The organism is Escherichia sp. WS1451 (assembly GCF_046487365.1).
Lineage (GTDB): Bacteria > Pseudomonadota > Gammaproteobacteria > Enterobacterales > Enterobacteriaceae > Escherichia > Escherichia coli.
This window is the reverse complement of the sequence record NZ_JBJQJP010000008.1, coordinates 90934-113137: the sequence shown is the minus strand read 5'-3', so window position 1 is coordinate 113137 and position 22204 is coordinate 90934. Positions and strand designations below refer to the sequence as shown.

Annotated in this window: 19 protein-coding genes; 8 read left to right on the top strand and 11 right to left on the bottom strand. The window is 50.7% G+C overall.

Annotation, left to right across the window (positions count from 1 at the left end):
• The first annotated feature begins 64 nt into the window (after positions 1-64).
• Together guaB and guaA are read left to right on the top strand one after the other, a co-directional pair.
• Positions 65-1531: an IMP dehydrogenase gene (guaB, locus tag ACJHX7_RS12600; RefSeq protein WP_001299507.1), complete on the top strand. Its 1467-nt coding sequence runs from the start codon at positions 65-67 to the stop codon at positions 1529-1531.
• A 68-nt stretch (positions 1532-1599) separates the two neighbouring features.
• Complete coding sequence (guaA, locus tag ACJHX7_RS12595) at positions 1600-3177, top strand: glutamine-hydrolyzing GMP synthase (protein ID WP_000138270.1); 1578 nt, start codon at positions 1600-1602, stop codon at positions 3175-3177.
• A 92-nt stretch (positions 3178-3269) separates the two neighbouring features.
• Here guaA and ACJHX7_RS12590 read toward each other — a convergent pair whose 3' ends face one another.
• The 3 genes from ACJHX7_RS12590 to ACJHX7_RS12580 all read right to left on the bottom strand — a co-directional run bounded on the left by ACJHX7_RS12590 (position 3270) and on the right by ACJHX7_RS12580 (position 4845).
• Positions 3270-3809 (bottom strand): DUF5384 family protein, encoded by a 540-nt coding sequence (locus ACJHX7_RS12590; RefSeq protein WP_000755173.1) that lies wholly within the window; start codon positions 3807-3809, stop codon positions 3270-3272.
• Positions 3810-3824: 15 nt separating this feature from the next.
• Positions 3825-4343: a glycine zipper 2TM domain-containing protein gene (locus ACJHX7_RS12585; protein WP_001295476.1), complete on the bottom strand. Its 519-nt coding sequence runs from the start codon at positions 4341-4343 to the stop codon at positions 3825-3827.
• A gap of 310 nt (positions 4344-4653) precedes the next feature.
• Positions 4654-4845, bottom strand: a complete 192-nt coding sequence (locus ACJHX7_RS12580) for a YfgG family protein (protein WP_000076001.1) — start codon at positions 4843-4845, stop codon at positions 4654-4656.
• 17 nt (positions 4846-4862) lie between these two features.
• On the opposite strand from ACJHX7_RS12580, the gene ACJHX7_RS12575 reads away from it, so the two are divergent.
• Together ACJHX7_RS12575 and pdeF are read left to right on the top strand one after the other, a co-directional pair.
• Complete coding sequence (locus ACJHX7_RS12575; RefSeq protein WP_000017552.1) at positions 4863-5015, top strand: hypothetical protein; 153 nt, start codon at positions 4863-4865, stop codon at positions 5013-5015.
• A 181-nt stretch (positions 5016-5196) separates the two neighbouring features.
• Complete coding sequence (gene pdeF, locus ACJHX7_RS12570) at positions 5197-7440, top strand: cyclic-guanylate-specific phosphodiesterase PdeF (RefSeq protein WP_094029969.1); 2244 nt, start codon at positions 5197-5199, stop codon at positions 7438-7440.
• 38 nt (positions 7441-7478) lie between these two features.
• On the opposite strand, the gene ppx is transcribed toward pdeF, so the two are convergent.
• The 4 genes from ppx to purM all read right to left on the bottom strand — a co-directional run bounded on the left by ppx (position 7479) and on the right by purM (position 12938).
• Positions 7479-9020, bottom strand: a complete 1542-nt coding sequence (gene ppx, locus ACJHX7_RS12565) for an exopolyphosphatase (protein ID WP_001121363.1) — start codon at positions 9018-9020, stop codon at positions 7479-7481.
• A gap of 4 nt (positions 9021-9024) precedes the next feature.
• Complete coding sequence (ppk1, locus tag ACJHX7_RS12560) at positions 9025-11091, bottom strand: polyphosphate kinase 1 (protein WP_000529576.1); 2067 nt, start codon at positions 11089-11091, stop codon at positions 9025-9027.
• 171 nt (positions 11092-11262) lie between these two features.
• The gene (gene purN / locus ACJHX7_RS12555) at positions 11263-11901 is read right to left on the bottom strand and encodes a phosphoribosylglycinamide formyltransferase (protein WP_075862041.1); all 639 of its coding nucleotides are present in this window, start codon (positions 11899-11901) and stop codon (positions 11263-11265) included.
• Positions 11901-12938, bottom strand: coding sequence for a phosphoribosylformylglycinamidine cyclo-ligase (gene purM, locus ACJHX7_RS12550; protein WP_001295474.1), 1038 nt, complete (start codon positions 12936-12938; stop codon positions 11901-11903). The genes purN and purM overlap by 1 nt, the downstream gene beginning before the upstream one ends.
• Positions 12939-13262: 324 nt before the next feature.
• On the opposite strand from purM, the gene upp reads away from it, so the two are divergent.
• From upp to ACJHX7_RS12535, 3 genes are all read left to right on the top strand, one after another.
• Positions 13263-13889: a uracil phosphoribosyltransferase gene (gene upp / locus ACJHX7_RS12545; RefSeq protein ID WP_001295473.1), complete on the top strand. Its 627-nt coding sequence runs from the start codon at positions 13263-13265 to the stop codon at positions 13887-13889.
• An 85-nt stretch (positions 13890-13974) separates the two neighbouring features.
• On the top strand, positions 13975-15264 hold the full coding sequence (uraA, locus tag ACJHX7_RS12540) for a uracil permease (protein WP_000198327.1): 1290 nt from the start codon (positions 13975-13977) through the stop codon (positions 15262-15264).
• A 94-nt stretch (positions 15265-15358) separates the two neighbouring features.
• Positions 15359-16060, top strand: a complete 702-nt coding sequence (locus tag ACJHX7_RS12535; protein WP_001307333.1) for a DnaA inactivator Hda — start codon at positions 15359-15361, stop codon at positions 16058-16060.
• Between the two features lie 105 nt (positions 16061-16165).
• Here ACJHX7_RS12535 and arsC read toward each other — a convergent pair whose 3' ends face one another.
• Both arsC and bepA read right to left on the bottom strand, forming a co-directional pair.
• Entirely contained in the window at positions 16166-16525 is a 360-nt protein-coding gene (gene arsC, locus ACJHX7_RS12530; RefSeq protein ID WP_094029970.1) for an arsenate reductase (glutaredoxin), read from the bottom strand.
• 20 nt (positions 16526-16545) lie between these two features.
• Entirely contained in the window at positions 16546-18009 is a 1464-nt protein-coding gene (gene bepA, locus ACJHX7_RS12525) for a beta-barrel assembly-enhancing protease (protein WP_094029971.1), read from the bottom strand.
• Positions 18010-18221: 212 nt separating this feature from the next.
• On the opposite strand from bepA, the gene ACJHX7_RS12520 reads away from it, so the two are divergent.
• A complete protein-coding gene (locus ACJHX7_RS12520; protein WP_000892044.1) occupies positions 18222-19283 on the top strand; it encodes an AI-2E family transporter in 1062 nt (353 codons plus the stop codon).
• A 36-nt stretch (positions 19284-19319) separates the two neighbouring features.
• On the opposite strand, the gene focB is transcribed toward ACJHX7_RS12520, so the two are convergent.
• Both focB and hyfR read right to left on the bottom strand, forming a co-directional pair.
• Positions 19320-20168 carry a formate transporter FocB gene (gene focB, locus ACJHX7_RS12515; RefSeq protein WP_001244756.1) on the bottom strand — a complete coding sequence of 283 codons (849 nt, stop codon included), beginning with the start codon at positions 20166-20168 and terminating at the stop codon, positions 19320-19322.
• Between the two features lie 21 nt (positions 20169-20189).
• Positions 20190-22202 (bottom strand): DNA-binding transcriptional regulator HyfR, encoded by a 2013-nt coding sequence (gene hyfR / locus ACJHX7_RS12510; protein WP_094029972.1) that lies wholly within the window; start codon positions 22200-22202, stop codon positions 20190-20192.
• Between the last annotated feature and the right edge of the window lie 2 nt (positions 22203-22204).

Sequence of the window (22204 nt, the reverse complement as noted above, 5' to 3'; positions counted from 1 at the left end):
ATCGGTTACGCTCTGTATAATGCCGCGGCAATATTTATTAACCACTCTGGTCGAGATATTGCCCATGCTACGTATCGCTAAAGAAGCTCTGACGTTTGACGACGTTCTCCTCGTTCCTGCTCATTCTACCGTTCTGCCGAATACTGCTGACCTCAGCACCCAGCTGACGAAAACTATTCGTCTGAATATCCCTATGCTTTCCGCAGCAATGGATACCGTAACGGAAGCGCGCCTGGCTATTGCTCTGGCTCAGGAAGGCGGTATCGGCTTTATCCACAAAAACATGTCCATTGAACGCCAGGCAGAAGAAGTTCGCCGTGTGAAAAAACACGAATCTGGCGTGGTAACTGATCCGCAGACCGTGCTGCCGACAACCACCCTGCGTGAAGTGAAAGAACTGACCGAGCGTAACGGCTTTGCGGGCTACCCGGTGGTTACCGAAGAAAACGAACTGGTCGGCATCATCACCGGTCGTGACGTGCGTTTTGTGACCGATCTGAATCAACCGGTTAGCGTTTACATGACGCCGAAAGAGCGTCTGGTAACCGTGCGTGAAGGCGAAGCCCGTGAAGTGGTGCTGGCAAAAATGCACGAAAAACGCGTTGAAAAGGCGCTGGTGGTTGATGACGAATTCCACCTGATCGGCATGATCACCGTGAAAGACTTCCAGAAAGCGGAACGTAAACCGAACGCCTGTAAAGACGAGCAAGGCCGTCTGCGTGTTGGTGCAGCGGTTGGTGCTGGCGCTGGTAACGAAGAGCGTGTCGACGCGCTGGTTGCTGCAGGCGTTGACGTTCTGCTGATCGACTCCTCTCACGGTCACTCTGAAGGCGTTCTGCAGCGTATCCGTGAAACTCGTGCTAAATATCCGGATCTGCAAATCATCGGCGGCAACGTGGCAACAGCTGCGGGGGCACGCGCTCTGGCAGAAGCTGGTTGCAGCGCGGTTAAAGTCGGTATCGGCCCTGGCTCTATCTGTACGACGCGTATCGTGACTGGCGTAGGTGTTCCGCAGATCACCGCCGTTGCTGATGCAGTAGAAGCCCTGGAAGGCACCGGTATTCCGGTTATCGCTGACGGTGGTATTCGTTTCTCTGGCGATATCGCCAAAGCTATCGCTGCTGGTGCAAGCGCGGTGATGGTAGGTTCCATGCTGGCGGGTACTGAAGAATCCCCAGGTGAAATCGAGCTCTACCAGGGCCGTTCTTACAAGTCTTACCGTGGGATGGGCTCTCTGGGCGCGATGTCCAAAGGTTCTTCTGACCGTTACTTCCAGAGCGACAACGCTGCCGACAAACTGGTGCCGGAAGGTATCGAAGGTCGCGTGGCCTATAAAGGTCGCCTGAAAGAGATCATTCACCAGCAGATGGGCGGCCTGCGCTCCTGTATGGGCCTGACCGGCTGTGGTACTATCGACGAACTGCGTACTAAAGCGGAGTTTGTACGTATCAGCGGTGCGGGCATTCAGGAAAGCCACGTTCACGACGTGACCATTACTAAAGAGTCCCCGAACTACCGTCTGGGCTCCTGATTCTCTTCGCCCGACTTCATGTCGGGCGATTTATATTATCTGTTTCACTTGCCTCGGAATAAGCGTCAATGACGGAAAACATTCATAAGCATCGCATCCTCATTCTGGACTTCGGTTCTCAGTACACCCAACTGGTTGCGCGCCGCGTGCGTGAACTGGGTGTTTACTGCGAACTGTGGGCGTGGGATGTGACAGAAGCACAAATTCGTGACTTCAATCCAAGCGGCATTATTCTTTCCGGCGGCCCGGAAAGCACCACCGAAGAAAACAGCCCGCGTGCGCCGCAGTATGTCTTTGAAGCAGGCGTACCGGTATTCGGCGTTTGCTATGGTATGCAGACCATGGCAATGCAGTTGGGTGGTCATGTTGAAGCCTCTAACGAACGTGAATTTGGCTATGCGCAGGTTGAAGTCGTAAACGACAGCGCACTGGTTCGCGGTATCGAAGATGCTCTGACAGCAGACGGTAAACCTCTGCTCGATGTCTGGATGAGCCACGGCGATAAAGTTACCGCTATCCCGTCCGACTTCATCACCGTAGCCAGCACCGAAAGCTGCCCGTTCGCCATCATGGCTAACGAAGAAAAACGCTTCTATGGCGTACAGTTCCACCCGGAAGTGACTCACACTCGCCAGGGTATGCGCATGCTGGAGCGTTTTGTGCGTGATATCTGTCAGTGCGAAGCCCTGTGGACGCCGGCGAAAATTATCGACGATGCTGTAGCCCGTATCCGCGAGCAGGTAGGCGACGATAAAGTCATCCTCGGCCTCTCTGGTGGCGTGGATTCCTCCGTAACCGCAATGCTGTTGCACCGCGCTATCGGTAAAAACCTGACTTGCGTATTCGTCGACAACGGCCTGCTGCGTCTCAACGAAGCAGAGCAGGTTCTGGATATGTTTGGCGATCACTTTGGTCTGAACATTGTTCACGTACCGGCAGAAGATCGCTTCCTGTCAGCGCTGGCTGGCGAAAACGATCCGGAAGCAAAACGTAAAATCATCGGTCGCGTTTTCGTTGAAGTATTCGATGAAGAAGCACTGAAACTGGAAGACGTGAAGTGGCTGGCGCAGGGCACTATCTACCCTGACGTTATCGAATCTGCTGCTTCTGCAACCGGTAAAGCACATGTCATCAAATCTCACCACAACGTGGGCGGCCTGCCGAAAGAGATGAAGATGGGCCTGGTTGAACCGCTGAAAGAGCTGTTCAAAGACGAAGTGCGTAAGATTGGTCTGGAGCTGGGCCTGCCGTACGACATGCTGTACCGTCACCCGTTCCCGGGACCAGGCCTTGGCGTTCGTGTTCTGGGTGAAGTAAAGAAAGAGTACTGTGACCTGCTGCGCCGTGCTGACGCCATCTTTATTGAAGAACTGCGTAAAGCGGACCTGTACGACAAAGTCAGCCAGGCGTTCACCGTCTTCCTGCCAGTACGTTCCGTTGGCGTAATGGGCGATGGTCGTAAGTATGACTGGGTTGTCTCTCTGCGTGCTGTCGAAACCATCGACTTTATGACCGCACACTGGGCGCATCTGCCGTACGATTTCCTCGGTCGCGTTTCCAACCGCATTATCAATGAAGTGAACGGTATTTCCCGCGTGGTGTATGACATCAGCGGCAAGCCGCCAGCTACCATTGAGTGGGAATGATTTGACCCTGCACTATGAATGAACAAAACCCTCTGTTACTACAGAGGGTTTTTTATCTTCAAGAATTATAGGCTTGAAGTTACTTACATCGATTAATTAAACCAGCTGTCCGATTTGTTCTCTTCTGCTTTGCCCACGCTTTTCATCAGATCGCGACCGCCTTCAGTCATATTTCTGTTTGCGTCAGCTTCAGATTGCACCACATCGGTTTGCGCAGCTTTGTGCTTCAGTTCCTGATCGATAAATTCGTTTTCTCGCTTAACGCGGGCTTCTTCTTTCGCCAGCGCCAGTTTTTGTTTCTGAATCTCTAAGCTGCGTAGCTCATCTTCATAACTTTGATCGCGTTTTTTGTCCGCAGAGGCTTCGGCGTCCAGTTTATCCTGACGAGCTTTCTTATTTGCCGCTGCCGTTGCCGCTCTTTTGTTAGCGGCGGCCTGGGCGTTTGCGCGACGTTGCTTCTCTTGCTGGATTTCCCTGTTGCGCTCCGCGACCCATTCGTCATGCTGCCTTTGCTCTTCATTTTTACCTTGCTGTTCCGCTTCTGCGACAGCAGAGAGTTGATCCTGCAATGATGAGGCGATAGCCGGATAGCTTAAGGAGGCTAAGATGGCGCAAAGAAAAACTTTCTTCATGACTCCTCCTGATCATTAGCTCTTTTCAGGACATTTGGTATTTGGCTGAATACGCGTTTCGTTATACGTCGTGGTAATAACAACGGCTAAACCTGTCGTAAACTGGCACTCTTTACCCACCTGGGTGGAGGTATACACTTTGGTGCCTTCCTTATACGTTAGAGAAACACCTTCCACTAAGGTTTTATCATTCACCATAGAACCCGCTGCCGCGCCAACAGCTCCGCCGCCAACTGCACCTGCCGTCGTTCCGGAATTGCTGCCAGACCCCACGTTGTGGCCGATTACACCGCCAGCGACTGCACCAATAAGCGCGCCGAAGGCTTGTGCGTTTCGTTTATTTTGGGAGTTGTCTACGGCAACTTTTGCGGGAAGAATGGAAATAATATTAACGGTTTTAGTTTCTTGTTTGGTATTCAGTTGATCGGTTTGATAAACATCGGCGGCATGATCATCAGCATTTGACTGGCATCCTGCCAGAGTGAATGACGCTAACATTGCCACAGGCAGAAGACATTTTTTAAATTTCATCACTATTCCTTGTTATACACATTACGAAAAATAAGACATTTAAGATCATCAAAAGAGGAAAGTAAATGTATTGCGTATAAAGGAATAGATTAAATTTATTAAAATTCATGTGGAAAATAATTTATAAAAATACATCATTAAAACATATGTATTAATTTTATATTTATTTCGCAGCCAAACAGGATAAACATCAGTCAGGACAAAGACGTAAAATTTAAGATGAAAGAATATCTGCCGCTTTGATAATCCCAAAGAGCAAAAGCATCCGACAGCGAGGTGCCGTTATGTCCTGTGAAAGTGGAGAAGGTAACCGCTAACGTTGTACCGGTGATTCGACGGAGAGTGTGGATTGCTGAGCTTCTTTTTTGCTCTGATGGTGCTGCCATGCACCGACGGACGAGTAGATAAAACGGCCAAAGAAGAAGATAAAGCTGATGAGCAGTACGATACGGGTCATGCGACTGTTAAATCGGTGTCGTTTTCGCATACTGGTTGCCTGACTCACAAAAGGTTCCTTGAAGTATGTCCCACGCTGTGGACGGTACTTACATTAAGGCACAACAGGACAAAATGGTCAATTCTTCGTTATGTAAAAAAGCGTCAGTGGATACATATTTTAATGTTATGGAAGTTAATTTAATTATTTACAATGATGATGTAATAATGATGAATTAACATGATAAACGTAATAATTCATTAATCAGGGTTATTTTGTTTGATATATATCAATTGGAACTTTCATATGACACTTAGAATCAATGCTCTCTATAGTGATGAATAATCATCATTCGAAGTCAGGTGGGATGCCTGTCTGAATACACCTCCTTCAGGATGTGGGGGATTCTGCTGAGCATCTATGAAACTGAATGCAACTTATATAAAAATACGTGATAAATGGTGGGGGCTTCCGCTGTTCCTGCCTTCTTTAATCTTGCCCATTTTCGGCCACATCAATACTTTCGCGCATATTTCTTCCGGTGAGGTTTTTCTCTTTTATCTGCCTCTGGCACTGATGATCAGCATGATGATGTTTTTCAGCTGGGCGGCATTGCCAGGGATCGCCTTAGGGATTTTTGTCCGCAAATATGCAGAGCTGGGTTTCTACGAAACGCTCTCATTAACGGCTAATTTTATTATCATTATCATTCTCTGTTGGGGCGGTTACAGGGTCTTTACTCCCCGGCGTAACAACGTTTCACATGGTGATACCCGTTTAATTTCCCAGCGTATATTCTGGCAGATTGTGTTTCCTGCAACGCTGTTTCTGATACTTTTCCAGTTTGCTGCGTTTGTAGGATTACTGGCGAGCAGAGAAAATCTGGTCGGCGTCATGCCTTTTAACCTCGGGACCTTAATCAATTATCAGGCCTTACTGGTGGGCAATCTGATTGGTGTCCCGCTGTGCTACTTCATCATTCGTGTAGTGCGAAATCCGTTTTATTTACGCAGTTATTATTCGCAATTAAAACAGCAGGTTGATGTCAAAGTCACCAAAAAAGAGTTCGCACTCTGGCTACTGGCATTAGGTGCTTTACTGCTGCTGTTATGCATGCCGTTAAATGAAAAAAGCACAATTTTTAGCACCAACTATACCTTGTCATTATTGCTGCCCCTGATGATGTGGGGAGCGATGCGCTATGGTTATAAGCTGATTTCGCTGCTCTGGGCGGTCGTGTTGATGATCAGCATCCACAGCTATCAAAATTACATTCCCATTTATCCTGGCTATACCACGCAGCTGACCATAACCTCCTCCAGTTATCTGGTATTCTCTTTTATTGTCAATTATATGGCTGTACTGGCAACCCGTCAGAGAGCGGTAGTCAGACGCATTCAGCGGCTTGCGTATGTGGACCCGGTGGTTCATCTGCCAAATGTTCGCGCCCTGAATCGCGCGTTGCGTGATGCCCCCTGGTCTGCGCTTTGTTATTTACGCATCCCTGGCATGGAAATGCTGGTTAAGAACTATGGCATCATGCTACGGATTCAATACAAGCAAAAACTTTCTCACTGGCTGTCACCCTTGCTGGAACCGGGTGAAGATGTTTATCAGCTTTCGGGTAACGATCTCGCGCTGCGACTGAATACAGAATCGCACCAGGAGCGCATTACCGCACTGGATAGCCATCTCAAGCAATTTCGTTTCTTTTGGGATGGAATGCCGATGCAACCGCAGATTGGCGTCAGTTACTGCTATGTGCGCTCGCCAGTGAATCATATCTACCTGCTGCTGGGAGAGCTAAATACGGTCGCCGAACTTTCCATCGTGACCAACGCCCCGGAAAATATGCAGCGTCGCGGAGCAATGTATTTGCAACGCGAATTGAAAGATAAAGTCGCGATGATGAATCGGCTACAGCAGGCGCTGGAACACAACCATTTTTTCCTGATGGCCCAGCCGATTACCGGTATGCGTGGTGATGTCTACCATGAAATTCTTCTGCGCATGAAAGGTGATAATGATGAACTGATCAGCCCCGACAGCTTCTTGCCGGTCGCGCACGAATTTGGTTTATCGTCGAGTATCGACATGTGGGTCATTGAGCATACGCTGCAATTTATGGCTGAAAACAGAGCGAAGATGCCCGCTCACCGTTTTGCGATTAATCTGTCGCCAACCTCGGTATGTCAGGCGCGTTTTCCTGTTGAAGTCAGTCAACTGCTGGCTAAATATCAGATTGAAGCGTGGCAACTTATTTTTGAAGTCACCGAAAGTAATGCTCTGACAAATGTTAAGCAGGCGCAAATCACCTTGCAGCATCTTCAGGAATTAGGCTGCCAGATTGCGATTGATGATTTCGGCACCGGCTATGCCAGCTATGCGCGGCTTAAAAATGTGAATGCCGATTTGCTTAAAATTGACGGCAGTTTTATCCGCAATATTGTGTCAAATAGTCTGGATTATCAGATAGTGGCGTCGATTTGCCACCTGGCGCGAATGAAGAAAATGCGGGTAGTGGCAGAGTACGTTGAAAACGAAGAGATCCGCGAGGCGGTGTTCTCTTTGGGGATCGATTATATGCAGGGTTATCTTATTGGTAAGCCGCAACCGTTAATTGATACGCTGAATGAAATCGAACCCATTCGCGAAAGTGCCTGAATAATGCGGGCCGACATTTCTCGTCGGCCCGCAAAGCATTAAGCGGCGATTTCTGGGGTACTTTCTTCTTCAATTTTCAACCGCCAGCCAGCCACGCCTTCCCAGTATTCTTGCTCCTTTTCCAGATCAAGCAGTACCAGCGCATTCTGACTAAACCAGTCATGCGGGAAACGCAGTGTCCAGTGACTGTCATCGGTAATCAGCGTCAATGTTGGCGGTGTGGTGGTTGCCTGACGTTGATTATTGAGTAATACGCCAAGGCGCAATAGCTGAATCAGTGGCAGAAACTGTTTCTTCTTAAACAAGGTAAAGCGCGGCAGATCGTCGAGCTTAATCGCTTTACGGTGATAGCGCACCAGCGTCGCCATCATCAACTGCTGTTCCTGATTAAAACCCGGCAAGTCGCTGTTTTGCAGAATATAAGCGGAGTGGCGATGCAAACCGCTGTGGTTGATATTCAACCCGACCTCATGCAGCATGGCGGCCCATCGCAGTAGCGCCTCCAGTTGCGGATGCGCCAGCTTCGGTTGCTGTTCCCGCCACTGTTCGTACATTTGCATAGTGGTATCCAGCACCCGTCGGGCCTGTTCGCTGTCGATGTGATACTGGTTGGCGAGGCTGCTGGCGGTGCGACTACGCACATCCTGATGACGGAAACGTCCTTCCATTTCATACAGTACGCCTTCGCGTAACGCCCCGTCAGAAAGGCGCAGTTCACGGATGGCTAAAGCATCAAACACACCGCATAAAATCGCCAGTCCAGGAACGAAGACTGTTTTCCGCTCTTCGGAAAGACCCGGTAAACTCAGCGATGCGAAATTACGGTGACGTAAAACTTCTTTTACCAGTTTTTCCAGACGTTCCGGGGTAATTATCCCGTCTTTCTCGCCCATTTCCATTAACACTTCATGGGCTGCTTTTATGGTACCGGAAGCGCCCATTGCCACGTTCCAGCCCTGAATACGGAATTGCCAGGTTAACGTTTCCAGTTTTTGTGCTGCCGCCATACGAGCGCGCTGGAAATTCTCTTTATTGATGACCCCGCCAGGGAAATAAAGCTGGGCAAAGCTGACACAACCCATCCGGCGGCTTTCAACGAGAATAGGTTCGAAATTTTCACCAATCACCAGTTCCGTAGATCCGCCGCCAATATCAATAACCAGTTTGCGACCTTTCTCCGGTTGGGTATGTTCCACGCCCATAAAAATCAGACGGGCTTCTTCATTACCGGAAATAATTTCAATCGGGTAGGGAATGACCTTTTCCGCGCGTTTCAGAAAGTCAGTGGCGTTCAGCGCCTGACGCAGTGTATGGGTGCCAACTATACAGACGCTGGCAGGAGAAAACCCTTGTAGCCGTTCGGCAAACAGCGACAGACAGTTTAAACCGCGCGTCATTGCTTCTTCACTCAACATATTATCTGGCCCCAGGCCGTCCGCCAGATGCACCCGCTGTTTCAGGCGGCCAATAATCTGCATGGCACCATCTACCACACGGGCTATGACCATGTGAAAACTGTTTGAACCAAGATCGACCGCAGCAAACTCCTGCGGACGAGGGGATTTATCGTGTATTGGCATAGGGTTATTCAGGTTGTTCGAGTGATTTGATGTAGTCGTAAATCGCCAACTGCGCCCGTACTTTGCGGCGATTGCCGCGGGGAACGTAGCGATTACTGAGTTCTTTATCGATATAACGTGCTTTGACTGTATCGCTGAATAATATGTCGATGATGTCCAGCACCCGCTGCTTCAGGCGCGGATCGAGCAGCGGTGTCGCCACTTCAATACGATAATCAATATTGCGCGTCATCCAGTCGGCGGAAGAAAGGTAGACCTTTTTATCGCCGCCATTTTCAAAAATATAAACCCGGTCATGTTCAAGGTAACGGTCAACAATACTGATGGCACGAATGTTGTCGCTAATGCCTTCCAGATTGGGGATCAGCGAACACATGCCGCGAACCAGCAGATTAACCGGTACGCCGGAGCTGGAGGCCGCATACAGACGATCAACCAGGCCTTTATCGACAAGGTTATTTAGCTTCAGGGTGATACCGCTGGGCAGCCCTTGCTGCGCGTTGGCGATTTCGCGGTCCACCATTTCATACAACAGGCGGCGGGAGTTTTGCGGCGACACCATTAAATAATCAAATGTCACCGGACGGTATGGGTTTTCAATAAAGTTGAACACCCGCCGTACTTCGTTGGTGATGCGCGCATCGGCGGTCAGCAACGAATAGTCAGTATAAAGACGCGCGGTTTTTTCGTTAAAATTTCCGGTCCCGATGTGTGCGTAACGCACCACTTCACCATTTTCTTTACGTGAAATCAGGAACAGTTTGGCGTGAATTTTCAGCCCCGGCGCAGAGAAGATAACGTGCACGCCTGCTTCGGTCAGGCGCTTCGCCCAGTGAATGTTGGCTTCTTCGTCGAAACGCGCCTGTAACTCAACCACCACGGTGACTTTCTTACCGTTGTGTGCGGCGTGGATCATCGAGTCGATGATGCGTGAATCTTTCGCCACGCGGTAAATGTTAATTTTAATCGCCAGTACGCTCGGGTCGAACGAAGCCTGACGCAGCAGTTCCAGCACATGCTCAAAGGTATGATAAGGATAATAGAGCAACACATCGCGTTCGCGAATGGCATCAAAACCATTGCGGAACTGGGCTTTATCAAACCAAATGTGGCGTAAACGCGGCAGTGGTTTGTTCACCAGATTGGCTTTGCCGACATTGGGGAAATTAATAAAGTCTTTAAAATTATGATAACGACCGCCGGGGACGATGGAGTCGTAGCGGGAAATAGTCAGTTTTTCGCGTAACACTTCAACTAGCGCATTGGGCATATCGCGCTGATAAACAAAACGCACCGGCTCAGCAGTTAAACGCTGCTTGAGACTGGAAGACATCAACTCCATCAGGCTGGCTTCCATCTCATGCACTAAATCGTATTCGGCATCGCGGGTCATCTTCATTGAATAGGCATTCAGCGCGTCATAATCAAAGAAGCCTTTGAAAATATCATCAAGGCAGTAACGCAGAATGTTATCCAGAAGAATCATCGGCTTGCGTCGACGCGGCGCTTCTGGCGGTAAATTCACAAAGCGCGGCACTTTATCTGATGGGATCTCCAGCAGCGCGTAACGGATGGTATCGCCACGGATAATTTCCACCGCCAGATAGGTGTAATCATCTTTCAGGAACTGCACTAAATCAGTGTCAGGATTGATTAAAATCGGCGTAATGTGCTGACGCAGATACTGCTTAAAATAATGACGCAGCCAGTTTTGTTGATTGACGGAGAGCTGGCGTTCATTAATCAGGAAGATCTGGTTGCGCGCCATCTCCAGCAACAACTCGTTGTAGAGGCCGTCGAATTCCTGATCGGCTTTCAGTACCCGGGACTGAATTTTGCCCAGTAAATGGCGGGAATGAGAGTTGGAGCCTTGTTCTTCGCTAATAATGATGCGTCGCTTCAGTTCAGCGAAGCGGACTTTATAGAACTCATCAAGGTTATTGGAATAGATCCCCAGGAAACGCATCCTTTCAATCAGCGGGTTAGATTTGTCCGCCGCTTCCTGAAGCACGCGTTCATTGAACGATAACCAACTGAGCTCTTTTTCGATGTATAGCTTTTCCTGACCCATTACCACTTTTACTCCGTTTTATTCACGGGACACTGCCTGGATATTATGGCGAGCAATATTGGCAGATGTCCAACTATGCCAGAAAAGGGGGAAAAAAACTGCTGGAGCTTGCGATTTACAGGTGAATTGAAAAACGCCAGCGGCAGAGCTGGCGCTTTAACTACGGGGGCATTACTCGTCGGCAGCGTAACCCTGCGGCGGCAGACGTTGACCATCCAGCCACGCGGCGTTTTCGTGCATTTTCAGACGACCATCGGCAAACCAGCTAATCACCAGTGGATAAATAGCGTGTTCCTGGGTTTGCACGCGGGCGGTGATGTCATCTTCCGTATCACCAGCAAATACCGGGACTTTCGCCTGTAAAATAACCGGGCCACCGTCCAGTTCATCGGTGACGAAATGCACCGATGTACCGTGCTCCTCATCGCCATTTTCCAGCGCCTGACGATGGGTGTGTAATCCGGGATATTTCGGCAGCAGAGAAGGGTGAATGTTCAGCAAACGCCCGGCATAATGGGAGACAAACGCCGGGCTGAGAATGCGCATAAAACCAGCCAGCACGACCACATCGGGTGCGTACATGTCGATTTCATGAATCAACTCCCGGTCATAGGCTTCACGACTGTCAAACGCGCTGGTGATGAGCGTATGTGTTGCAATACCCGCCTGGCGGGCGCGTTCAAGGCCGAACGCGTCGGCCTTATTGCTGAAAACTGCCCGTACGGTGCCTTTAATTTTGTTGGTTTTGCAGGCGTCAATAATTGCCTGCAAATTACTTCCGCTGCCGGAAATAAGCACCACAATATTCATTATTCGATAACCACGCGTTGTTCGGAATCAGAGGCTTTGATGATACCGATTTTCCACGCGTTTTCACCGTTGGCATTGAGCAGGGCGAGGGCTTTGTCCACTTCCGGAGCAGGAAGGGCAATAATCATCCCGACGCCGCAGTTGAAGGTGCGATACATTTCATGGCGCTCAACGTTACCTGCCGTTTGCAGCCAGTTGAACACTTCCGGCCACTGCCAGGAAGATTCATCAATCACTGCCTGGGTATTATCTGGCAATACGCGCGGAATGTTTTCCCAGAAGCCGCCGCCGGTCAGGTGCGCAATGGCATGCACATCGACCTTTTCAATCAACTCCAGCACTGACTTCACGTAAATGCGGGTCGGTGCCAGCAGATGATCGGCTAATGGCTTACCATCAAGTTCGGTGGTTTGCGGATCACAACCGCTGACTTCAAGAATTTTGCGCACCAGCGAATAGCCGTTCGAGTGCGGACCGCTGGAGCCGAGTGCAATCAGCACATCGCCGTCGCTGACTTTAGATCCGTCAATGATTTCTGATTTTTCTACCACGCCAACGCAGAAACCAGCGACATCGTAATCTTCACCGTGATACATCCCCGGCATTTCTGCCGTTTCGCCACCCACCAGTGAACAGCCCGATTGCAGACAACCTTCCGCGATGCCGCTGATCACCGCTGAAGCGGTATCAACATCCAGTTTTCCGGTTGCGTAATAGTCGAGGAAAAACAGCGGTTCCGCACCTTGCACCACCAGGTCATTAACGCACATGGCGACCAGATCAATACCAATGGTGTCGTGACGTTTTAAGTCCATCGCCAGACGCAGCTTGGTACCTACGCCGTCAGTGCCGGAAACCAGCACAGGTTCACGATATTTTTGCGGCAATGCACACAGCGCACCGAAGCCGCCCAGACCGCCCATCACTTCCGGACGACGCGTTTTCTTCACTACGCCTTTGATTCTTCCAACCAGAGCATTACCCGCGTCAATATCAACACCGGCATCTTTGTAGCTAAGAGAGGTTTTATCGGTCACTGCTTGGGTCCCCACGCGTTACTTGCGGTAGAAAAATAAAATTCGGCGCAATTCTAACAGGGAAAGCAAACGTTTGCGAGACTGCTTTACACAACCTTTTTGCACGTCTTTTCCCCAGGCGCGCGGCGAAAGAATACTTGTACCAGGGCAAAGGATCGTTTTCGGATGGAATAATCTTCTTCCATAACCATTTGAATACAAAATAACTTTATCTCAAACCGTTATCATTTTGACTAAAGTCAACGAAAATAATATTGCCGCCTTGAAGAAAGGAGGTATAATCCGTCGATTTTTTTTGTGGCTGCCCCTCAAAGGAGAAAGAGTATGAAGATCGTGGAAGTCAAACACCCACTCGTCAAACACAAGCTGGGACTGATGCGTGAGCAAGATATCAGCACCAAGCGCTTTCGCGAACTCGCTTCCGAAGTGGGTAGCCTGCTGACTTACGAAGCGACCGCCGACCTCGAAACGGAAAAAGTCACTATCGAAGGCTGGAACGGCCCGGTAGAAATCGACCAGATCAAAGGTAAGAAAATTACCGTTGTGCCAATTCTGCGTGCGGGTCTGGGGATGATGGACGGTGTGCTGGAAAACGTTCCGAGCGCGCGCATCAGCGTCGTCGGTATGTACCGTAATGAAGAAACGCTGGAGCCGGTACCGTACTTCCAGAAACTGGTTTCTAACATCGATGAGCGTATGGCGCTGATCGTTGACCCAATGCTGGCAACCGGTGGTTCCGTTATCGCGACCATCGACCTGCTGAAAAAAGCGGGCTGCAGCAGCATCAAAGTTCTGGTGCTGGTAGCTGCGCCAGAAGGTATCGCTGCGCTGGAAAAAGCGCACCCGGACGTCGAACTGTATACTGCATCGATTGACCAGGGACTGAACGAGCACGGATACATTATTCCGGGCCTCGGCGATGCCGGTGACAAAATCTTTGGTACGAAATAAAGAATAAAAATAATTAAAGCCGACTTTAAGAGTCGGCTTTTTTTTGAGTAAAGCGCCTATAACACATAATACAGAGGATAATACTATGACGCGCCGTGCTATCGGGGTGAGTGAAAGACCGCCACTTTTACAGACAATCCCGCTTAGTTTGCAACATTTGTTCGCCATGTTTGGTGCAACCGTCCTGGTGCCCGTCTTATTTCATATTAACCCGGCGACTGTACTGTTATTTAACGGTATAGGAACGCTGCTGTATCTCTTCATCTGTAAAGGGAAAATCCCGGCTTATCTTGGTTCCAGCTTTGCCTTTATTTCACCGGTATTGTTACTGTTGCCGTTAGGGTATGAAGTCGCGCTGGGCGGCTTTATTATGTGCGGCGTGCTGTTCTGCCTGGTTTCTTTTATCGTGAAGAAAGCGGGGACCGGCTGGCTGGACGTGCTGTTTCCACCTGCGGCAATGGGCGCAATCGTTGCCGTCATCGGTCTGGAGCTGGCGGGCGTAGCTGCCGGTATGGCAGGTTTACTCCCGGCTGAAGGGCAAACGCCAGACTCCAAAACCATCATCATCTCCATTACCACCCTGGCGGTCACGGTTTTAGGTTCCGTGCTGTTTCGTGGTTTTCTGGCAATTATCCCGATTTTAATTGGCGTGCTGGTGGGCTACGCGCTCTCTTTCGCAATGGGAATTGTCGATACCACGCCGATTATTAATGCTCACTGGTTTGCGCTGCCAACTCTCTATACGCCGCGCTTCGAGTGGTTTGCCATTCTGACTATTCTGCCAGCGGCGTTAGTGGTTATTGCCGAACACGTAGGGCACCTGGTCGTAACGGCTAATATCGTCAAAAAAGATCTGCTGCGCGATCCAGGTCTGCACCGTTCGATGTTTGCTAACGGCTTGTCGACCGTGATCTCCGGCTTCTTTGGCTCCACGCCAAATACTACCTACGGGGAAAACATTGGCGTGATGGCGATCACCCGTGTTTACAGTACCTGGGTTATCGGCGGGGCGGCGATTTTCGCTATCCTGCTTTCCTGCGTCGGTAAACTGGCTGCTGCTATCCAGATGATCCCATTGCCGGTGATGGGCGGCGTTTCGCTGCTGCTTTATGGTGTCATCGGTGCTTCCGGTATTCGTGTTTTGATCGAATCGAAAGTGGATTACAACAAAGCACAGAACCTGATCCTGACTTCCGTGATTTTGATCATCGGTGTCAGTGGCGCGAAGGTAAACATCGGCGCGGCGGAGCTGAAAGGTATGGCGCTGGCGACCATCGTCGGTATCGGCTTAAGTTTGATCTTCAAACTGATTAGTATGCTGCGCCCTGAAGAAGTGGTGCTGGACGCAGAAGACGCGGATATAACAGACAAATAATGTACCGACCGGGCAGTGTTGCTGCCCGGTTCAAACATCATGGGATTCTGTGGTAAACTTCTCGCGATTTTGTGAAATCCTGGTTGAGGTATCTCTGAACACACCGGCACAGCTCTCTTTGCCACTTTATCTTCCTGACGACGAAACCTTTGCAAGTTTCTGGCCGGGGGATAACTCCTCTTTACTGGCCGCGCTGCAAAACGTGCTGCGTCAGGAACATAGCGGTTACATCTATCTCTGGGCACGCGAAGGCGCGGGGCGCAGCCATCTGCTGCACGCGGCTTGCGCGGAATTGTCGCAGCGTGGCGATGCGGTGGGCTATGTCCCGCTGGATAAACGCACCTGGTTTGTTCCGGAAGTGCTCGACGGTATGGAGCATTTGTCGCTGGTCTGTATCGACAACATTGAGTGTATTGCAGGCGATGAGTTGTGGGAGATGGCGATTTTCGATCTCTACAATCGAATTCTGGAATCGGGCAAAACACGATTGTTGATCACCGGCGATCGTCCGCCGCGGCAGTTGAATCTGGGATTACCGGATCTCGCGTCGCGTCTCGACTGGGGGCAGATCTACAAATTGCAGCCACTTTCTGATGAAGATAAGTTGCAGGCGCTACAGTTACGCGCGCGTTTGCGTGGTTTTGAACTGCCGGAAGATGTGGGGCGTTTCTTGCTGAAGCGGCTCGACAGAGAAATGCGCACGTTATTTATGACGCTGGATCAGTTGGATCGTGCGTCGATTACCGCGCAACGTAAGCTGACCATTCCGTTTGTGAAAGAAATTCTGAAGTTGTAGACAAGACGTTTATTGTCGGAAATGCACCCATAGTATTCGTCGGCCGGATAAGACGCGGCAAGCGTCGCATCCGGCAATGTGCTTCAACTAGCGATGGAGCACTTCTTAACCCACGATTTCCAGTACCTGCTCCGGTGGACGACCAATCCGCGCTTTGCCATTCGCGACCACAATCGGGCGCTCCATTAGCTTTGGATTATCCACCATTACCTGAATCAGCGCCCCTTCGCTAAGCGAACTGTCAGCCAGGTTCAGTTCTTTATAAAGATCCTCTTTCTGGCGCATCAATTCACGAGCGCTATTCATTCCCAGCATTTTCAGCAAATCACGCAGCGTTGCCGCATCGGCGGGTGTCTGAAGGTAGAGCACCACTTCTGGCTCCACGCCGTTTTCTTTCAGCAGGTTCAGCGTTTCCCGGCTCTTTGAACAGCGTGGGTTATGGTAGATTTTTACCTGTTTGGTCATTGTTCTTCCTTTAATGCGAATTACATCTTGGTATAAGGCTTAAAGCGTTCCTGCAGCTGGCGCAACTGGTCGATGCGCGCATCGTAACGCGCTTGTTGCAGGCTGCCTAATTTCACCTGCGAACTGGCGCTACTCAACAAGGAAATGGCCTGATCGAGTCGCCCGGCGAGCGCATAACCTTCTGCTCGCGCAGCCAGTTCCTGATCGCGGTTATTTAGCGCGGCTTCCGCCTGTGCCAGTAAATCCCAGCCGTTGCTGTCATCTTTATTATTAAAAGTGTAGCGATTCAGAATATTGGCCGCTTCTTGTGGTTGACCGCCTTGCAGATAAGCGTTCGCCAGGTTGAGCTGCAACACCGGATTGGTGCGCAAATCACGGGCATTTTTCAGGCGATTGATTGCCTCATTGGCTTTGTTTTGCCCAAGATCGATATCGGTAGCCAGATCGAGATACCATGCGTTACCAGGTTCTGCCGCCAGTAACGGTTGCAGCGTTTTACGCGCCTCATCGTATTTATTGGCTTCCATCGCCTGTAGAGCACGACCATATTGCGCCGCTCGTTGCTGACGAACGTTTCCTTTCGCCCATTCATCCAGCAAATCACTGGTGAGCTGGTTACGTCCGGAATTATACATCCCCAGTGTGCGCACTTTTGCCAGATAGAAATCTTCTGACGATTGCACCACCATCGGGCGCATCTGATTGGCACGGTTACGGGCATCAGCCAGACGGCTTTCCGGTAGTGGGTGAGTGAGCAGAATTTCTGGTGGGCGCGAGGAGTAACGCGCCTGATCGAGTAATTTTTCGAGGAAGGTCGGCATCGCCTGCGGATCGAATCCCGAGCGTTGCAGCACCTGAATACCAATGCGGTCCGCTTCCTGTTCATTTTGCTGGGTGAAACTGATCATCCCCTGGCGCGTTCCCGCCAGTGTACCGGTCAGCGCCGCCATCCCCGCCTGCGGACTGGCCATCGCCAGTAAAATAGAACCTAACGCGCCGACCCAGGTCAGCGGCGCGCTGCGCTGCTGATCTTCCATCGCTCGCGCCAGGTGACGTTGGGTGACGTGGGAGATTTCGTGCGCCATAACTGAAGCCAGTTGACTTTCGTTATCGGAATAACGGAACAGGGCAGAGTGCAGCACCACGTTGCCGCCAAAGAAAGCAAAGGCGTTAATTTCGTCGTTGTTGATCAGAAAGAAATGAAACGGTGTCTTAACCGAATTGGCATGCGAAACCAGACGCATCCCCAGCGAATTAATATATTGCGTTAACAGCGGGTCATTAATTAACGGCGCGCTGCCGCGTAGCTGGCGGACATAATAGTCGCCCATCTGCATTTCCTGGCCAATGGAAAGCGTGCTTCCTGCGGAGGTTCCCATATCCGGCAAGGTGTCTGCGCTGTTGGCAAACGCCGGGGCTACCTGACCAATGGTCATAGCAGCAATGAGGGTTGCAACCAGGTTTTTTTTCAACTGCCTGAACATAACCTCTATCCTGTATTTCTGAAGATAGTCATTTGACCGATACTGTGAAATATCGTTCCCACCGCGCCGCCTTTGAGTGTAACGGCGAAGATTAGCCCACTCAAATGACTTTTCAGTTTCCTGAATCCGTCATAAAAAGCGAAGTCTTTTTTGTGACATTTCGATACAATTGCGGATCGCAATCCCGCTCTTGAGGTTCAGGGAAGGTCTTTATGCTCGAAATGTTGATGCAATGGTATCGCCGCCGTTTTAGCGACCCGGAAGCGATTGCCTTGCTGGTTATTTTAGTTGCCGGATTTGGCATTATCTTTTTCTTTAGTGGCCTGCTTGCTCCGTTGCTGGTGGCTATTGTGCTGGCCTATTTGCTGGAATGGCCAACTGTGCGCCTGCAATCTATTGGCTGCTCCCGCCGCTGGGCGACGTCGATTGTATTGGTGGTTTTCGTCGGTATATTGCTACTGATGGCGTTCGTGGTACTGCCTATCGCCTGGCAACAGGGCATCTACTTAATCCGCGATATGCCGGGGATGCTCAATAAGCTTTCTGACTTTGCCGCCACGTTGCCGCGCCGCTATCCGGCGTTAATGGACGCGGGCATTATTGATGCAATGGCCGAAAATATGCGCAGTCGGATGCTGACCATGGGCGATTCGGTGGTGAAAATTTCCCTCGCCTCGCTGGTCGGTTTGCTGACCATAGCCGTCTATCTGGTGCTGGTACCATTGATGGTCTTCTTCCTGCTGAAAGACAAAGAGCAGATGCTGAACGCCGTTCGTCGGGTGCTGCCGCGTAACCGTGGGCTGGCAGGACAGGTGTGGAAGGAGATGAATCAACAAATCACCAACTATATCCGCGGCAAAGTGCTGGAGATGATCGTGGTGGGGATCGCCACCTGGCTGGGGTTCTTACTCTTCGGGCTGAACTATTCGCTGCTGCTGGCGGTGCTGGTCGGCTTCTCGGTACTTATTCCATACATTGGCGCATTTGTGGTGACCATTCCGGTGGTTGGCGTGGCGCTATTCCAGTTTGGTGCTGGCACGGAATTCTGGAGCTGCTTCGCGGTGTATCTGATCATTCAGGCGCTGGACGGCAACCTGTTAGTACCTGTGTTGTTCTCCGAAGCGGTTAACCTGCATCCGCTGGTCATTATTTTATCAGTAGTGATCTTCGGTGGTTTGTGGGGATTCTGGGGCGTATTCTTCGCCATTCCGTTGGCGACGCTGATCAAAGCCGTGATTCACGCCTGGCCCGATGGGCAAATCGCGCAAGAATAATCTTCAGCCCGACGAACTGTTTCGCCGGGCTGATTTTTAGGGTTCCTGACGTAAATAAATAGCCCGATAACAAATACTCACCAGCACTGCACCGCCGATAATATTACCCAGCATCACCGGGAGCAGATTGGCGGTAATAAAATGGCTGACCGTCAGTGCCGGGAAATGGTCTGCGCTACTGTGCGCCAGTTGCCAGAAGGAGGTCGGGGCGAAATGGCGAATGGCAATGGCGAACGGAATCACAAACAAATTGGCGATACAGTGCTCAAAACCACTGGCGACAAACAGGGTGATGGGCAAAATCATGGCGACGATTTTGTCGCATAATGAACGTCCGCAATAACTCATCCACAGCGCCAGACAAACCATCACATTGCACATAATGCCGAGGCTGACTGATTCAGTAAATGTATGATGCATTTTGCCCTCGGCGCAGTGTAAAACCGCGACTCCCCACATCGCGTTTTCACTCATCACCAGCCCGGAAAACCAAATTAACAAACTGAAACAGGCAATACCTGCCAGATTACCGCAGGCCACCAGAAGTGCATTAATCAGCCATGTTCGCCAGCTAATAACGCCCCGACTTTTTGCCATCACCGTCATTACCGACGAGGTGAACAGGCTGGTGCCGCAAACCGCCAGCAAAATAAAGCCGAGTGTAAAGCAAAGGCCTCCCACCAGATGGGTTAATGCCTGTGAAGACGGGGCATCGGCGATAACGGTAAGGTAAAAAGTAAATCCGATCGCCATAAACACACCTGCGGACATCGCCATTAAAAAGACCGACACTTTGCTGCGGGCAATTTTATGGGCGGCAATCCGTTCAGCGATTGCCGCTTTTCTGGCGCTCAACTGCAAGTCGAAAGAGAGTTTGTTTCTCATGCATACTCCTGCAAAAACAGATTACAACACCTCGCGAACCGAGATCCCCAGCCGCTGCATTCGTGACAGCAGCGTGGTGCGCTTCATCCCTAATCGCGTCGCCGCGCCACGGGGCCCGGCAACAATGCCATTGGTTTCTCGCAATACCTGAACAATGCGCTGACGTTCTTCTTCGTCATTCTCTGGCGTCGTCGGGTGCAGCAACTGCGCCATTGAACTGCGAAGCGCTGAATCTTCATTTAGCGTCGGCAGTAAACGGCTTTGTCGGACATTAAGATGTAAATTCAGACTGTTACCGCGAGTCAGTAGTACCGCTCGCTCAATCACGTTTTCCAGCTCGCGCACGTTGCCCGGCCAGTCCCACGACATCAACTGGCGTAGCGCCTCGGTCGGGATGGCGTCAATTGCGCGATTCATATGGCGCGCCATTTTTTGCGTGAAATGCTTTGCTAAAAGAGGGATATCTTCCGGACGGTCGCGCAGTGGCGGCAGTTCCAGTGGGAAGACATTCAGGCGATAAAAGAGATCGCTGCGAAACTGGCGATCTTCAACCATTTGCCACAAATCACGGTTGGTGGCGGCAATGACTCTGACATTTACCGGGATCGTTCTACTCCCGCCGAGACGCTCAATCTCCCGTTCCTGCAATACGCGCAGCAGTTTAGGCTGAAGTTCTAACGGCAGATCGCCAATTTCATCGAGAAACAACGTGCCGCCATCGGCAATTTCAAAACGACCACGATGGGTATTAATCGCACCAGTAAATGCCCCTTTGTCATGACCGAATAACTCACTTTCCAGAAGACTGGCGGGGATGGCAGCGCAGTTGATTTTGACCAGTGGCTTGTCGCGTCGTGGGCTAAGTTGATGGATCGCTCTGGCGATCACCTCTTTGCCGGTTCCGGTTTCACCACAAATCAACACCGTACTGTCGCTCTTCGCCACAATATCTACCTGCTGGAGCAGGTCTTCCATTGCCTGGCTTTGATAGATAATGTCACCGACGCCCAGATTCGAAAGGAGCTGCTCGCTAAGCTGGTGGTTTTCTTGCTGCAAGCTTTCCTGCAAATCGGTCATGCTGCGCCAGGCATCGGCATTGCCAACGGCAATAGCGATGCGATCGGCAATATGTTGTAGTAGCTGGCAGTTTTCCTCACTAAAGAGAGTGGAAGAGGTATGCGCCAGCAACAATGCACCCGGTGTATGGTTGCCAAAGGTGAGCGGTATAAGGAGCGCAGATTCGCAGCCGTTAGATGCAAGTAAGTGTAATAACGGGTCGCGTTGCCAGAGAAACAGATCGTCTGCACGGTGCGTCAAGGTCGGTTGTCGGGTTTGTAGCGTTTGTGTCAGCAATACACTTTCGCCAGGCATACAGCGTGGCAGACACGCACAATGTGAGGCAGAAAGATCGCTGCACCACAGGCTGAACTTCTCGTTCTTTCGATGATCGCCCAGTACCATACTGACTGAAGCCAGACCGAAAAAATGATGGATCTCACGAGCGACGTCAGCGATCAGATCGTCGAGATCAAGATGTGACAACACTGCATTAGTGATATCCACCAGTACCCGATGATGATCGCGATCTTTCTCCAGCAAACGCAGCGCCACCTGCTGTTCTTCATCATTGAGCCATGATTGCAGAACCGGAGTGATTATGTGTGCCAGCCAGTTAAACAGTGTGCAATCCTGGGGAGTAAAACGACTGCCGTGGGTGCGAATAAAGCGTAGCTCCGCCATTCCACTACTGCCGAGAAGGACGGCGTGGCGCGAATAATCGACCATCTCACTCTGATACTCTGTTGTTGCCGTCACATCGCTGCCATCATCATGGTAGCGGTAATAGAAGTTGCTTTTGAGAACATGCAGTTCAATAAGTTGTACCGGGCTGAACGGCGGCGGCAGCGGGATGAAGGCGCGTAATAAAGACGCCTTGCCGTGTTTCTGCGCTAACCGCTCCGCGAGCATTCCGTTTACCGCTTCAATTGTTATTCCTTGCGGCGGGGCAAACATCGCCTCGTCTGACATAGCCATCA

Bases quoted from the DNA above. Each gene is read 5' to 3' on its own strand.
- purN (WP_075862041.1), bottom strand. From the start codon at position 11,901: ATGAATATTGTGGTGCTTATTTCCGGCAGCGGAAGTAATTTGCAGGCA.
- arsC (WP_094029970.1), bottom strand. From the start codon at position 16,525: ATGACCAAACAGGTAAAAATCTACCATAACCCACGCTGTTCAAAGAGC.
- ppx (WP_001121363.1), bottom strand. From the start codon at position 9,020: ATGCCAATACACGATAAATCCCCTCGTCCGCAGGAGTTTGCTGCGGTC.
- ppk1 (WP_000529576.1), bottom strand. From the start codon at position 11,091: ATGGGTCAGGAAAAGCTATACATCGAAAAAGAGCTCAGTTGGTTATCG.
- bepA (WP_094029971.1), bottom strand. From the start codon at position 18,009: ATGTTCAGGCAGTTGAAAAAAAACCTGGTTGCAACCCTCATTGCTGCT.
- ACJHX7_RS12590 (WP_000755173.1), bottom strand. From the start codon at position 3,809: ATGAAGAAAGTTTTTCTTTGCGCCATCTTAGCCTCCTTAAGCTATCCG.
- guaA (WP_000138270.1), top strand. From the start codon at position 1,600: ATGACGGAAAACATTCATAAGCATCGCATCCTCATTCTGGACTTCGGT.
- ACJHX7_RS12520 (WP_000892044.1), top strand. From the start codon at position 18,222: ATGCTCGAAATGTTGATGCAATGGTATCGCCGCCGTTTTAGCGACCCG.
- hyfR (WP_094029972.1), bottom strand. From the start codon at position 22,202: ATGGCTATGTCAGACGAGGCGATGTTTGCCCCGCCGCAAGGAATAACA.
- upp (WP_001295473.1), top strand. From the start codon at position 13,263: ATGAAGATCGTGGAAGTCAAACACCCACTCGTCAAACACAAGCTGGGA.
- uraA (WP_000198327.1), top strand. From the start codon at position 13,975: ATGACGCGCCGTGCTATCGGGGTGAGTGAAAGACCGCCACTTTTACAG.
- focB (WP_001244756.1), bottom strand. From the start codon at position 20,168: ATGAGAAACAAACTCTCTTTCGACTTGCAGTTGAGCGCCAGAAAAGCG.
- ACJHX7_RS12575 (WP_000017552.1), top strand. From the start codon at position 4,863: ATGTCCCACGCTGTGGACGGTACTTACATTAAGGCACAACAGGACAAA.
- pdeF (WP_094029969.1), top strand. From the start codon at position 5,197: ATGAAACTGAATGCAACTTATATAAAAATACGTGATAAATGGTGGGGG.
- guaB (WP_001299507.1), top strand. From the start codon at position 65: ATGCTACGTATCGCTAAAGAAGCTCTGACGTTTGACGACGTTCTCCTC.